This is a genomic window from Acinetobacter sp. YH12251, from assembly GCF_013417465.1.
Lineage (GTDB): Bacteria > Pseudomonadota > Gammaproteobacteria > Pseudomonadales > Moraxellaceae > Acinetobacter > Acinetobacter amyesii.
In genome coordinates this window covers 16,972-30,465 of sequence record NZ_VPDZ01000008.1, presented here as the reverse complement: position 1 = coordinate 30,465, position 13,494 = coordinate 16,972, and the positions used below count along the sequence as shown (strand labels likewise).

Genomic DNA, 13,494 nt, shown 5'->3' with positions numbered 1-13,494 from the left:
GTGTAAATGATAAACAACCGAAAAAACAACAGGCAAAAAAAACCTCAAACAATGGTTTGAGGCTTTTTCGAATATGGTGGCGAGACCCAGGATCGAACTGGGGACACACGGATTTTCAATCCGTTGCTCTACCTACTGAGCTATCACGCCGATGCGGTGTATTAAGCCGTATCTTAGTTAATTAGTCAATCATATTTATAAAAATATTTTTTGTATGCATATTTTTTAGGCAAAAAAAAATCCCTGATGGGATCAGGGATTGATAAACTGAAAAATCAGTTTTGAATATGGTGGCGAGACCCAGGATCGAACTGGGGACACACGGATTTTCAATCCGTTGCTCTACCTACTGAGCTATCACGCCGATGGGGCGTATTAAACAATTTAAGCTGAATGCCGTCAAGCATAAGCATGGGCTTTTTTTCTCAAATGTTTATTTTTAAATCAATATTTCACACTAATCGCTTACTTTTTGTCTTATTTACATTTAAGTCTGAGTCAATTTAATTATTCAGACGAAAAAAAGACAGCACGGAGACTGTCTTTTAAAAATTGAACTTTACTCAACTACGTCAATTTTACCAATGTGTGCTAAACAACGATGAATCGCGCCACAACCTGGCTCGAAAGTTTTTACACCTTTTTCTTCCTCCATACGGGTGGCCTCACTGACCAAACGTTCTGCAACACCACGCCCACGATTTGCAGGGTGTACCACAATATATTCGAGGGTTTTGCTTTCACCTTGGCCTGTACACCAAATCGCGCCAATCAATTTTGTATTAAATTCTGCAGTATAAACTAAGGTATACTGAGCTAAGTTCTGCTCAAGTTGTTCAATCGCATCGGAACCGTCGCTAAACTCAGGGCTAGTGTCATACAGTCGCTCAAGCTGGCTGCGCACTTCATCATTTTCTAAAGAAGTATAGGCATGTACGGTAATAGGCATTGATAAACCCTCCTGAGCAATCTAATATGCGGTGACTTTTCGTCACAGCGAAAATATTTTTACATCAATCATTTTGACGTATTTGAGGAACGTGTCTATGACAGATCGTATCAGTGAAGTGGTAAGAAACACCAACGAAACCAAAATTCGAGTTCGTGTGAATCTTGATGGTACTGGTCAAGGCACTTTAAACACTGGTGTTCCATTTTTAGACCATATGATTGATCAAATCAAGCGACATGGTCTGTTTGATATTGATATTCATTGTGATGGCGATCTTGAAATTGACGATCATCATACCGTAGAAGACTGTGGGATTACACTTGGCCAAGCCTTTGCTCAAGCACTGGGCAATAAAAAAGGTTTACGTCGCTACGGTCACTTCTATGCGCCGCTGGATGAATCACTGAGTCGTGTTGTGGTTGATTTATCTGGCCGTCCGGGTCTTTGGATGGATATTCCATTCACTCGCGCACGCATCGGGACTTTTGATGTGGATCTTTTCTCTGAATTTTTCCAAGGTTTTGTGAACCATGCGTTAATGACGCTGCACATCGACAACCTAAAAGGCAAAAACAGCCACCACCAAATTGAAAGCGTATTTAAAGCCTTTGCCCGTGCATTACGTATGGCGTGTGAAGTTGACCCGCGTGCCGAAAATACTGTTGCGTCTACCAAAGGAACATTGTAATGACCCGTATTGCCCTTCTTGACTATGGCATGGGAAATCTTCACTCAGCAGCAAAAGCCCTCGAACACGTGGGTGCAACTGTTGATGTCACCAATGATCCTAAGTTGATTGCACAAGCAGATAAAATTGTGTTCCCCGGTGTGGGAGCAATGCGTGACTGTATGCAAGGCATGCATGATGCAGGCATTGATGAAGTGGTCCGTAAAGCGGCATTTAATAAACCTGTGCTTGCGATCTGTGTCGGTATGCAAGCCCTAATGCAGCATTCCGAAGAAAATGGCGGTGCAGATGCATTGGGTATTTTTGAAGGTTCGGTTAAACGCTTCCCTGATGTAGAGGGATTAAAAGTGCCGCACATGGGCTGGAACCAAGTGCATCAGGCAGACCCTAGCCATCCGATGTGGAAAAACATTGAGCAAGATGCACGTTTCTATTTCGTACATAGCTTCTATGTAGAGCCGCAAGACTCAAGCATTGTCGCTGCTACCTGTGACTATGGTTTGGAATTTTGTACCGCAATTCACAAGGAAAACTTGTTTGCGACACAATTTCACCCAGAAAAAAGTCATACAGCCGGTCTGCAATTGCTGAAAAACTTTGTGGAATGGGATATTTAAAATTCCTTCACCGCAAAAAAGCCCGCTCCTTGCGGGCTTTTTTGTACTGTTTATTTTTCATCCTTTTATTTTCTACATATTCATTTTAGAATTTGCCTACTTATAAAAATACCAAAGCCTAGGAATAATAATGAATACATTCACATCTGACTCACCGACCCAAGCCAGTGGCCGCTTTAGCCGGCGCGCATATCTTGCATGGAATCTACTTCTCGGCATTATTTTTACGCTAATTGCTGTTGTAGTCGGCCTGCTCATACCCGGTGCGCAAAATGCGTTGACTGAGGGTGCAATGTCGACGCCACTCATGATTATTTTCTTTATCATGTATGCCATCGTCATTTATTACAGCGTCATTTTCTTAATCCGTCGTTTACATGACCGAGACCATTCTGGATGGCTTGCACTGCTGATCTTAGTTCCTGTAGTGAATATATTATTTGCGCTCTATGTGTTATTTGCACCGGGTAATAGCGGTAGTAATAGCTTTGGACAACCACGCCCGACCAAAGGCTGGGAAACAGTGCTGGCTGTTTTGTATATCGTGGTGTTTATAGTCGGGATACTTGCTGCGATCATGATTCCGTCTTACCAAAACTATGTGATCCGCTCTCAGCAAACCACGATTCAACAACAATAATGATAAATCATTAAATGCCGCCTAGATCGCTCTAAACAGCAATACATCTACTCAAACAAGCTCACACATGTGGGCTTTTTTTGTACTTTACCTTTATAATCAACGCGCTTTTTATGTTCAGGATCAAATCCTGTACTTTTTCACATTTTTATGTCGTTTTTAGCTCAATTTTTTTGCGGCTAAAAATGAATGATAACTATACTTTTTACGATAATTTAAGATCATTTAATATGAATAATTCACCCAATATAAACTCTGGTTGGAACCGTGACGGTCGTTTTAATCGCATGTCTTTTATCGGTTGGAATGTCTTCTATGGCCTCATGCTGAGCATATTGATGCTACTGATCGTCAGCATGATGCCCAATACCCTCAATGCCCTAATAGCTCATGCTGAAAATCCAATGACGCAAGTGATTGGATTGATCCTAAATATTTTAATGCTGATCCCTTTGATGATTTTTTCAGTGCGTCGTTTGCATGACTTTAATCTCTCAGGCTGGTTTGCACTCTTAGAGTTGATTCCGTTGCTCAATATCGTCATGTGCATTGCGCTGATGCTCATCCCGGGGTCTGCAAATGCCAATCAATATGGCGAGCCACGTACATCCAAAACATGGGAGGTGGTCCTCGCCTTTCTCTTTATCGGTTTATTCTTACTGATCTTGGTAAATGTATTATTTACTGCGCGTTTTCTATTTTAAGTCGTCACTGACTTTAAGCCTATTGGTCACTGTCATAGCAACGCGCTATGACAGGCAGGTGAGTCAATGGCTCATGCTCAACGCCACATCTCGGTATTTGCATTTCCCTACTAAACGCTCTAGGCTGCAACAACAAGCCTTTGAATTGAATCACAATGACTGATGCTCTACTGACACCTATTTTGCCAACAAAAGAACAGATTAAAGATTTTCCATTGTTCCAAAATTTAGTGCCAGAGCAGATCCATGTCATTCACAATGCCGAACAATGCCAACACTGGGCCGATGAATTGCAGACGACTGCCTTATTCGGTTTCGACTCTGAATCTAAGCCGACTTTTCGTAAAGGTGAGGTCTCTACCGGTCCACATTTAATCCAACTCGCGACGGCGCAACAGGCGTGGCTGTTTCAAATGAACGAATGCACTTGGGATTTTTTAAGACCAATCTTGAGTAATCGTGATCAAATTAAAGTAGGTTTTGGCTTAAAAAATGATGCACATTTATTTCGTAAAAAAGGCATCGAACTGAATAGTGTCTTGGAACTCTCCAAGTGCTTTGCTTCTTTTGGCTTAACCCAACCTGTGGGTTTAAAAAATGCCATGGCACTGCTTTTTCGTGTGAATTTTCCAAAATCTAAATCGGTCAGCACCTCGAATTGGGCCAAAAAGCGCTTAAATCCAGAACAAATTCGTTATGCCGCTGCCGATGCCTATGCCCCTGTTTTGGTCTTTGAAGAATTATTACAACGTGGCTTATTACCTAAAACCATTCCCAATACGTCTCTCAAACTAAGAATTCGTCCGCACATGAAATTTTAAATCCTTAATTATTTTAATGATTTAATTTATATTTAGCGATGTAACCACTCTGTAACTGGATATTGCCCCAATCTATGGCATGACCAAGTGCAAAGATCGGCTGAAGAGTGCCCATGAATTTGCAGTTTATTTGCGCTAAAGATTTGAACAGTACGTTATTGCTTTAAAAATAGTCACAGCACAGCCTAAAAACAATAAAATCGCACCTTTTAAGTACATTTATATCTTTGATTTAATTCATTTTAATTACATTAATATACATTTATATTTTTATTCAACTAAGGTTTTGATCTCTCTAAGTTTTATAGCAGAATTACATGATTTATCTCATTCTTTCTATACTTTCATAATTTGTTTTCATCAATCTCCTTTTGCTAAAACAAGTCTGCCAAATACATAACACATCATAATTTAAAAGCTTGGAGAACCTGACATGTTGAACTTATTTACAGGAAAAATCAGCGGTGTACTCAGCCTGACTTTACAAGGGATCAGTAAAGCGGTTGGACTGGTTTTAAATACTGTTTTGGATACAGTAGACAGCGTATTAGAGACCGTAAGTAGCTTAACAGCGCCCTTAACGAATGCACTGACTGAGCTTCCGCTCATTGGTGGGACCATCGAAAAAGTACTCGCGGTTGAAAATCAGTTGGTCGGCACCTTAGGTGATGGCTTACATGCGGTAGCCGATCAACTAGCGACAGGTGATCTTCTCGGCGGTGTACAAACCGCTCTCAATGGCGTAACTGGTGTGGTCGGCCAAACCGTGACGGAAGTTGCAGGTTTGGTTGATCATCTCAGTGGCGTGGCTGCACCAATCACAGATGTACTTTCTGACCTGCCATTGCTGGGCGGTCTATTGGATGCAGTAGGCGAAACTACGGGGAATTTAACAGGCTTGTTGGCTGAAACGGGCGACTATGTAGCCAGTATTGATCCTACCGAATTATTAACATCCGTCCTGAATGATCCATTAGCAAGTGTAGGTGGTGTCGTGCAAGATGTTTCAGGCACTTTAGATGCCTTACTGGATGACATTGCACCGATTACATCGATTGCCACTGAACTTCCTGTAGTCGGTGATCTCGTTCAAGTGGTCGGTGAAAGTACCACAGCCCTCAATCAAGGCTTATACGATGTCGGTAGCTTACTTCAATCCGTAAACATCGATTTATTACAAACAACCGCTTATGTTTAATGACTAAAAACACTAATACACAGCGCATTTTTATAGACCAAGAATAAAATCCAATCCTCTATTTACACTGGCCTGACACATGTCAGGCTTTTTTAATTCATCAATTCTGATATTAGCATTTAGTGAATAGCCGTTTATTTGATAAGATTAGGCACAAATTCATTCTTAATTTGATTGAGCAAGGAGCGAAAGCATGCTGATCATCCCTGCAATTGACCTGAAAGATGGCAAATGTGTCCGTTTAAAACAAGGTCGTATGGAAGACGATACCGTATTTTCTGACGATCCAGTGGCAACTGCACAGCATTGGGTAAATGAAGGCGCGCGTCGCTTACATTTGGTAGATTTAAACGGTGCTTTCGCTGGTACACCGATTCATAAGCCTGTGGTTGAAGCGATTGCTAAAGCACAGCCTGAATTGCCTATTCAAATTGGTGGTGGTATCCGCTCTCTTGAAACCATTGAACACTACCTTGATGCCGGCGTTTCGTTTGTCATCATTGGTACAAAAGCAGTAAAAGAGCCTGAATTTGTTGAAGAAGCGTGCAAAAAATTTGCAGGCCATATCATTGTCGGTATCGATGCCATGAATGGCATGGTGGCAACTGATGGTTGGGCAAATGTCACTGACGTGAAAGCTACTGATTTGGCTAAACGCTTTGCAGATGCTGGTGTATCGAGCATCGTCTACACCGACATCGCACGTGATGGCATGATGCAAGGTGTGAACGTTGAACAAACCGTTAACCTTGCAACGTATTCAGGCTTACCTGTTATTGCATCGGGTGGCGTGACCAACCTTGACGACGTGCGTAACTTAAAAGGCCAACCAGACATTTTAGGTGCGATTACCGGTCGTGCAATTTATGAAGGCACATTGAACCTTCGTGAAGCTCAATTACTGCTTGATCAACAAAGCTTGTAATTTACCCGAGCAGAAAAGAGGTCTTCGGGCCTCTTTTTTTATTTCTCCTCTTTGAACATTCAAATACACATGCCAACCGTCCAATCTGCTTGGAAAGCCAAGTTTCCGCAGCTCGCACTCATCCTGATTACCATGATTTGGGGTGCCAGTTTTATCACCGTGCAATACGGTTTAAATTTTAGCAGTCCCGTGCTGTTTGTCGGTCTACGTTTTGCCGCAGCTACACTGGCTGTGAGTCTGTTATCGCTCAAATATCTTAGACATTTTTCTCAATATGATGTCATTGCGGGCGCAAGTATCGGCGCGGTGATTGCAATCGGCTATGCGACGCAAACAATCGGCTTGCAAAGTATCAGCAGCAGCGAATCGGCTTTTTTAACTGCGCTGTATGTGCCGCTGGTGCCGATTTTTATGTGGCTGTGTTTTCGGCATAAACCGCATGTAATGACATGGCTGGGTGTATGTTTGGCTTTTGTCGGTTTGGTCTTTTTAACGGGTAATGGTTTTGGGGCTATTCAGCTCAATTTTGGACAAATCATTACGCTGCTCGGGTCGATTGCCATTGCCTTTGAAATTATCTTGATCAGTTATTTTGCACCCCGCGTCAATCTACGCAGAGTGACGGTTCTACAATTGGCATTTGCCTCACTGTTCTGTTTTTGCTTTGCTCCACTGGTAGGTGAAACCACATTGCCCAAATTTGAATGGCCATTAATCGCTGTACTGTGCGGATTGGGTCTGGCCAGCGCCGTGATTCAACTGGTGATGAACTGGGCGCAGCGTATGGTTGATCCTGCACAGGCGGCAATCATCTATGCAGGTGAACCGGTTTGGGCCGCAATCATTGGGCGACTTGCGGGTGAACGCTTAACACCGCTCGCTCTCATTGGCGGACTGTGTGTAGTGCTTGGTGTGATTGTGAGTGAATGGCGGCCGAAATGGTTAAAAAAACGCTAATTTCTGCATCCTCTATTAGATCAAAAAAGCGACTCATACGGTCGCTTTTTTGATGCTAAGATTTTTATTCCAAAAAGTTCTGAACTCGTATTACTCATACATCGGTCGGTTGTCATTGACACGGATTAAACCTTTAATCGCGCGGTACACAATCCATAACCAAGACAGTCCGATTACCGTGACGCAGAAGGTACTCGCTCCCAGTGCTACACCTGCAAAAGCATTGGCATTATTGCCGGTAAAGAACAGAAAAATAAAAGGCACGAAAGCAATGATGTTCCAAATGAGATACCACCAAAACGTGCGAATCTGCCAAGTGAAATGGCTTTCAAAAATCGTGCCGCGCACATCACTGCGTTTGACGTAATTGATAATCAACGCGAGGACCGCAAGCAAGCCGGCAGAAAAAATCGCCACAATATAAAGAATATACAAAATAATCGTGAGCAGGCGGTTTGGATCTTTATCAATGGAATAATTCATTTCGCTCTCCGTCATGATGATTTTGCGGATCGTTCCACCTAAATAGTCAGGATATTAAATGGTGAAATTAGCCATAAAATCAGTAATATGTTAAAGGCTATGGTACAGAAATATATTTTTCGAAACGGTTGTTTTTGTGTTTTATGCCGCAAACGTTGCTGAGCCAGCCATGCCGCCGGCCACCCACCTAAAAAAGACAAAAGATGCAGTGTATTTTCTGGCACACGTCGGTTCCCTATTTGCGCAGCTTCTTTATCTTGAGCATAGAACCAATAAGTCAGGACATTAATAATACTCACAAAAAGCAGCACCATGCCACTGAGTAAACCCGCCACAGATAAGCCCGCCAAGGCTAGGATATACACAATGCACAAGATTTGCATCGGCTCTGCCTGACGCGGCATCTGCACCACATTTTTTTTATTGGGGCGTTGTGTAGCTTTGGTTTGTGAGGCTTTTAAATAATGCACTTGCTGCGCACGAAAGCGTCCGCGTTCGTCTAAGATCACAGCATAATCCAACGCGCAGCCCACGATTGGTCGTGGGCCGGGACGGGAAAAGTCTTTAATGTGCAAAAATACGCGATCTTTGGTGCTATCGTTCGGTTGAATGAAGCCGTAGCCCTTATCATCAAACCATTCTACTAAGCGTCCTTGATCACGCATGCTTTTCCCTCTCGTTGTTTTTAAAATTTATGCTGTGACGAATTTTAATCGTTCAATCAGCATATTACGCATTTCAGCAGGGTTTTTCTGCAAAATATCATCCCCTGTACGGCCTTCTGCCGCATTTTTCTGTGCCACCTGTAAACGCATCATCCAGAAGCGACCCGCCGCCATCGCCAAATATAACTCTAGGCATGATTTTTCATCTGCGGTTAATGGACGCACGCTTTCATAGGCATTTAAAAAGGCAATGGCTTTGTCTTCATTCAAATGTACATCCGGATATTCAGTACAAAAGTCATTTAAAGTAATAGCAATATCAAACAAGAGTTCGTCTTTATTTAACTCATAAAAGTCTAAAATGCCGTTGAGTTGATCGCCTTCAAATAGAGTATTGTCACGGAACAGATCAGAATGAATAAAACCGGTAGGACGGTCTGGATACATCGCCGTTAAGATGTCATATAAGCCCAACAGATTGTTAAGTAACGTGGTATCTGCTTCATTTAATGTTGGACGAATATCACGTGAAACTTGTAACCAATAAGCATGATCACGATATTCTGCACGTTCCAAAGGGAAATCTTGTAAAGCCACATGCATTTTCGCTTGGGCTACAGCAATCGCTTCTGCTTGCGCTAAGCTCGCAGGCATGGGATGGTGACCTTGCATGCGTGGCGCAATTTGTGCAGGTTTATCCTTTAAACTATGAATCGCTTTACCTGAATGATTCAGCGGTACAGGCACAGCTAGACCAGCCTGCCCCAAATGTTCAAGTACAGGGACCAGCTCCCCTGCACCTTGCTCGTCCATCTCTTCAAAAACGGTTAATACATACTGCGTGCCATTTTCGCAAACAATAAAATAGTTGGTATTTTGAATACCGCCTTGAATCGGAATCAGGTCAATCACCTCCAGTCCATAAGGTGCTGCAAAATCCTGAACTTCCTTTAAAGTCAAAGTGGTATAAACCGACATAGAAAACCTGCGAAAAAACTTACATATTTTTGATAGAATAACCGCTCCGACTACTAAGGTGTAGCATCTAAGTCGCGAAGTTTCATAATCGGCTGTTATTTTTGGAAAAAATTATGCTTGCTAAACGTATTATTCCTTGCCTCGACGTGGACAACGGTCGTGTAGTGAAAGGTGTTCAATTTCTTGATATTCGTGATGCAGGCGATCCAGTTGAAGTTGCACGCCGTTATAACGAACAAGGTGCGGACGAAATTACCTTCTTAGACATTACCGCAACCTCAAATGGTCGTGATACCACTTACCGTACGGTAGAGCGTATGGCTGAGTCTGTATTTGTGCCATTAACAGTCGGTGGTGGCGTGCGTAAAGTAGAAGATATCCGCCTGTTATTAAATGCGGGTGCGGACAAAGTTTCGATTAACTCTGCTGCCATCTATAACCCTGAATTTGTACAAGAAGCCTCTCAGCGTTTTGGCGCACAGTGTATTGTGGTTGCTATTGATGCGAAAAAAACCGGCGATAATAAATGGGAAATTTTCACCCACGGTGGTCGTAAAGAAACCGGCATCGATGCCATCGAATGGGCGGTAAAAATGGCGGACTTCGGTGCGGGTGAATTATTAGTAACCTCAATGGACGCAGATGGTACCAAAGCGGGTTATGACATTGAACTGATGCGTAATATCAATGACCGTGTGACCATTCCAACCATTGCTTCTGGTGGTGTCGGTAATCTCCAACATTTGGCCGATGGCATTTTAAAAGGTGGAGCAGATGCGGTGCTTGCTGCCTCTATTTTCCACTTTGGTCAACACACCATTCCTGAAGCGAAAAAATATCTAGCAGAACAAGGCATTGAAATGCGTCTTTAATTGATTCGTTTTCAATGAGGATTGAAAAAGAGCGATGATTCGCTCTTTTTTTGCTTTGGTGTTTTTGATGCAACTCCATTGATTTGTAGCAGAGTATCGTCTATACAATTCATCCACTATAGACATAAAAAAAGGAGCCTTGTCGGCTCCTATAAACCAAGAAAAACTACAGCACTTGGTCTGATACTTAAAACAAATGAAAAAATATACATAGCAACTTCATCAATCAACTCGTCGTGTACAAGCCTTTTGATGATTTAAATATAGGGCATTTGCACTGCATTTGATTGACAGTAGATTCATAATTTATTGACAAATTGCGACAGCTCAATTGAATGGCAAAGCTAGTTGTCAAAACCCATAGTGCGTTCATATTAGACCGTTTCAAGAAGTGCAGTTGGCTTTTCACGCTCAGCGACCCACTTTGCAGGAAATACCCGATTGACCCAGTGTGACAATGGTTTCGCAATCGCTGTCGGCAGTAGCACACCCAATGGGTTCTGTTCCTGTAATTTCGCCGAGGAGATCACTCGAGTCCCTAAAATATAGTCAAACCACGGCTTAGTCACACACCAGTTGGCATCCTGATTTGAGTTCATATGGTGGTCATAGTGCCATGGAATCTTTTTCATCGCCCACTCTGGCTCAAGATGTGCGCGACGATGGATATAATAATAATTCCCTGCGCAATACAGCACAGACAAACTCATTCCTTTGGAAATGGGATAAAACAGCGGGACAAATACCGCTGCAACTGCCACCAGTGACAATATTTCATTTTTCGTGCGCCAGTTCTGTACACCTTCAACATAACCATGATCATGAAAATCTGTTTTTCGAACTTCACGATGATGCTCCCAATGTGATTTCATGCTTTTCGGTACTGGACTAAAACGTGGCTTGCCTGACCGATGTGTCCCATGCAAAACATATTTATGTGCGAACCATTCAAAGGCATTGGCGACGACCAACCCTGCAATAAAACCTTTTAACATGACCAATATCTCCTTTTCTTAGCTCCACTATAGGTAATGAAAAAGGCTAGATATTGACCGTTTTTTTTAATATTATTGACAAAACACGACAAAATTTAGAATTAAAAAAATATGCAACAACTCAAGGACTATACAGGATCGGTCTATGGAGGACTGGGCCATTTGCTCTATGCTTATCACCAAGCTCAAGGCATTGCCATTCCTGAAAAATTGAATAGAGTTCAAAACTTAGAGCGTTTTGATTATGCCATTTGGCGTGATTTATTGATGGATTTAGATCAAAAGATCCAAAAGCCGGCGCTGGGTTTAGAAATTGCTGAACATGTGCAACCCAAACATATTGGCATTATTGCGTATATTGCTCTGTCCTGTGAAAACTTGGGCGAAGCACTGCTCCGCTACCATGATTTTCATCGCTTAATCTTCGATGGCAGTCCATTGCTGATTGATATTCAAAATGATTTTTTCTCTATCGGTTGGAATGATTTACCCATGAATATGGCCAATCAATTGACCGATGAAATTGCGATTGCGTTAATGCTGCAGTTTCTAAAATTATTTATGCGTTTTGAAGATATCAATTTACACGAAGTGCATTTTCATAATCCTGCACCGAAAAATGTCGCTCAGTATGAACAATATTTTCGCTGCAAAGTTCGTTTTTCCCAAGAAAAGTCGAAGGTTATCGTTCCCATTCAAGAACTGTCTCGCCCTTTTTCCCAAGGCGATCAGACCTTACAAAAACTGTTGATGCAACAAGCACAGTCTTTATTAGAAAAACTGCCGAATACCACGCAAATCGACCAACGCTTACAGCAAGCCATCTTAATGGGTTTGCAAAAAAATCAGTTCCAAATTGAACATGTCGCTACGCAACTCAATCTTTCCGTCCGACAATTACAACGCCATTTACAACAACAAGGCAGCACCTATCAGCAACGTATGCAGGAAGTCCGCTGCATGATGGCTGAAGAATTTTTAAGAGACCCGCATTTAAGTTTGCAAGAAATTGCGTTACTGCTGGGTTATTCAGAACAGAGTGCGTTTCAACGTGCGTTTAAACAATGGCGAAACTTAACCCCACAGCAATGGCGCTTATCGCAAATTGAAGCAGCAAATTAAAAATGTGACACAGTTATCATTTTAATGTTGTGATTTTCAGCAAAATCCATTAAATCTATGCATATTCAATAAATGAATAAAACAACACTTCACAACTAGATTGCACTCATGCTGAGTGAAAGATTGAAAATCTATTCCAAATGACAAAAACAAATGGAGTTTTAAATGAATAAATATTTAGCAGAACTGATCGGTACCTTTTGGCTGGTCTTTGGTGGTTGTGGTAGTGCGGTCTTGGCTGCAGCCTTTCCTGAACTTGGCATTGGCTTCGCTGGCGTGGCACTGGCCTTCGGTCTAACCGTATTAACGGCTGCTTATGCGCTGGGTCATATCTCAGGCGGACATTTTAACCCTGCAGTGAGTATCGGCTTGTGGGCAGGCGGTCGTTTTGAAGCAAAAGAACTGGCTCCATATATTATTTCTCAATTACTGGGTGCAACCCTCGCCGCATTTATTCTATTCATCATTGTACAAGGTCAGGCCGGATTTACCGGTGTCGGCGGTTTTGCCACCAATGGCTATGGTGAGTTATCTCCTGGCAAATACTCTATGCTCTCAGCGTTAGTTATTGAAATTGTGCTGACGGCTGGCTTCCTGATTGTGATCATGGGAGCAACAGATAAACGCGCCCCTGCTGGCTTTGCCCCAATTGCGATCGGTCTTGCGCTCACATTGATCCATCTCATCAGCATTCCCGTCACCAATACTTCAGTCAACCCAGCGCGTAGTATGGGTGTCGCATTCTTTGCTGAAACTGCTGCGCTGTCGCAAGTTTGGCTGTTTTGGGTAGCCCCAATCATTGGCGCAGTGATTGGTGCGGTCATTTATAAACTGATGGCAAAAGACGCATAAATAGAAGAAGACACCATAAAAAAGC

The 13,494-nt window shown here is 42.5% G+C and carries 16 protein-coding genes and 2 tRNA genes; 11 read left to right on the top strand and 7 right to left on the bottom strand.

The features are described 5' to 3' along the window. Positions 1–74: 74 nt before the first annotated feature. The 3 genes from FTV27_RS08385 to FTV27_RS08375 all read right to left on the bottom strand — a co-directional run bounded on the left by FTV27_RS08385 (position 75) and on the right by FTV27_RS08375 (position 949). Positions 75–150: transfer RNA gene (locus tag FTV27_RS08385), tRNA-Phe, on the bottom strand. A gap of 138 nt (positions 151–288) precedes the next feature. Continuing rightward, positions 289–364 (bottom strand) — tRNA-Phe (locus FTV27_RS08380). 195 nt (positions 365–559) lie between these two features. Continuing rightward, complete coding sequence (locus FTV27_RS08375) at positions 560–949, bottom strand: GNAT family N-acetyltransferase (RefSeq protein WP_078193146.1); 390 nt, start codon at positions 947–949, stop codon at positions 560–562. Between the two features lie 97 nt (positions 950–1,046). Between FTV27_RS08375 and hisB the strand changes: the two genes are divergently transcribed. From hisB to FTV27_RS08335, 8 genes are all read left to right on the top strand, one after another. Continuing rightward, positions 1,047–1,640 (top strand): imidazoleglycerol-phosphate dehydratase HisB, encoded by a 594-nt coding sequence (gene hisB / locus FTV27_RS08370; RefSeq protein ID WP_078190487.1) that lies wholly within the window; start codon positions 1,047–1,049, stop codon positions 1,638–1,640. After that, positions 1,640–2,257, top strand: coding sequence for an imidazole glycerol phosphate synthase subunit HisH (gene hisH, locus FTV27_RS08365; protein ID WP_078193147.1), 618 nt, complete (start codon positions 1,640–1,642; stop codon positions 2,255–2,257). The genes hisB and hisH overlap by 1 nt, the downstream gene beginning before the upstream one ends. Before the next feature lie 130 nt (positions 2,258–2,387). Further along, positions 2,388–2,897 (top strand): DUF805 domain-containing protein, encoded by a 510-nt coding sequence (locus FTV27_RS08360; protein ID WP_180009276.1) that lies wholly within the window; start codon positions 2,388–2,390, stop codon positions 2,895–2,897. 230 nt (positions 2,898–3,127) lie between these two features. Next, positions 3,128–3,601 (top strand): DUF805 domain-containing protein, encoded by a 474-nt coding sequence (locus tag FTV27_RS08355; RefSeq protein WP_180035467.1) that lies wholly within the window; start codon positions 3,128–3,130, stop codon positions 3,599–3,601. 155 nt (positions 3,602–3,756) lie between these two features. After that, positions 3,757–4,422, top strand: coding sequence for a 3'-5' exonuclease (locus FTV27_RS08350; protein WP_180077986.1), 666 nt, complete (start codon positions 3,757–3,759; stop codon positions 4,420–4,422). A 433-nt stretch (positions 4,423–4,855) separates the two neighbouring features. Next, on the top strand, positions 4,856–5,620 hold the full coding sequence (locus FTV27_RS08345) for a hypothetical protein (protein ID WP_180077984.1): 765 nt from the start codon (positions 4,856–4,858) through the stop codon (positions 5,618–5,620). Between the two features lie 193 nt (positions 5,621–5,813). Then, entirely contained in the window at positions 5,814–6,545 is a 732-nt protein-coding gene (hisA, locus tag FTV27_RS08340; protein WP_180077982.1) for a 1-(5-phosphoribosyl)-5-[(5-phosphoribosylamino)methylideneamino]imidazole-4-carboxamide isomerase, read from the top strand. 69 nt (positions 6,546–6,614) lie between these two features. After that, positions 6,615–7,502, top strand: coding sequence for a DMT family transporter (locus FTV27_RS08335; RefSeq protein WP_180077980.1), 888 nt, complete (start codon positions 6,615–6,617; stop codon positions 7,500–7,502). A gap of 90 nt (positions 7,503–7,592) precedes the next feature. Here the strand turns inward: FTV27_RS08335 and FTV27_RS08330 are convergent, their stop codons facing one another. From FTV27_RS08330 to FTV27_RS08320, 3 genes are read right to left on the bottom strand one after another with little or no spacing between them, the layout of a single operon-like run. Next, positions 7,593–7,985, bottom strand: coding sequence for a hypothetical protein (locus FTV27_RS08330; RefSeq protein WP_168378990.1), 393 nt, complete (start codon positions 7,983–7,985; stop codon positions 7,593–7,595). A gap of 38 nt (positions 7,986–8,023) precedes the next feature. Next, on the bottom strand, positions 8,024–8,650 hold the full coding sequence (locus tag FTV27_RS08325; protein ID WP_180077978.1) for a DUF1294 domain-containing protein: 627 nt from the start codon (positions 8,648–8,650) through the stop codon (positions 8,024–8,026). Positions 8,651–8,677: 27 nt separating this feature from the next. Next, positions 8,678–9,628, bottom strand: coding sequence for a homoserine kinase (locus tag FTV27_RS08320; protein ID WP_180077976.1), 951 nt, complete (start codon positions 9,626–9,628; stop codon positions 8,678–8,680). A gap of 110 nt (positions 9,629–9,738) precedes the next feature. On the opposite strand from FTV27_RS08320, the gene hisF reads away from it, so the two are divergent. Beyond that, positions 9,739–10,500: an imidazole glycerol phosphate synthase subunit HisF gene (gene hisF, locus FTV27_RS08315; RefSeq protein WP_373423585.1), complete on the top strand. Its 762-nt coding sequence runs from the start codon at positions 9,739–9,741 to the stop codon at positions 10,498–10,500. A gap of 374 nt (positions 10,501–10,874) precedes the next feature. Here the strand turns inward: hisF and FTV27_RS08310 are convergent, their stop codons facing one another. Continuing rightward, positions 10,875–11,495, bottom strand: coding sequence for a hypothetical protein (locus FTV27_RS08310; RefSeq protein ID WP_180077974.1), 621 nt, complete (start codon positions 11,493–11,495; stop codon positions 10,875–10,877). A 111-nt stretch (positions 11,496–11,606) separates the two neighbouring features. Here FTV27_RS08310 and FTV27_RS08305 point away from each other — a divergent pair, with 111 nt between their 5' ends. Next, on the top strand, positions 11,607–12,617 hold the full coding sequence (locus FTV27_RS08305) for an AraC family transcriptional regulator (protein WP_180077971.1): 1,011 nt from the start codon (positions 11,607–11,609) through the stop codon (positions 12,615–12,617). Between the two features lie 165 nt (positions 12,618–12,782). After that, the gene (gene aqpZ / locus FTV27_RS08300; protein WP_180063003.1) at positions 12,783–13,469 is read left to right on the top strand and encodes an aquaporin Z; all 687 of its coding nucleotides are present in this window, start codon (positions 12,783–12,785) and stop codon (positions 13,467–13,469) included. Positions 13,470–13,494 lie beyond the last annotated feature (25 nt).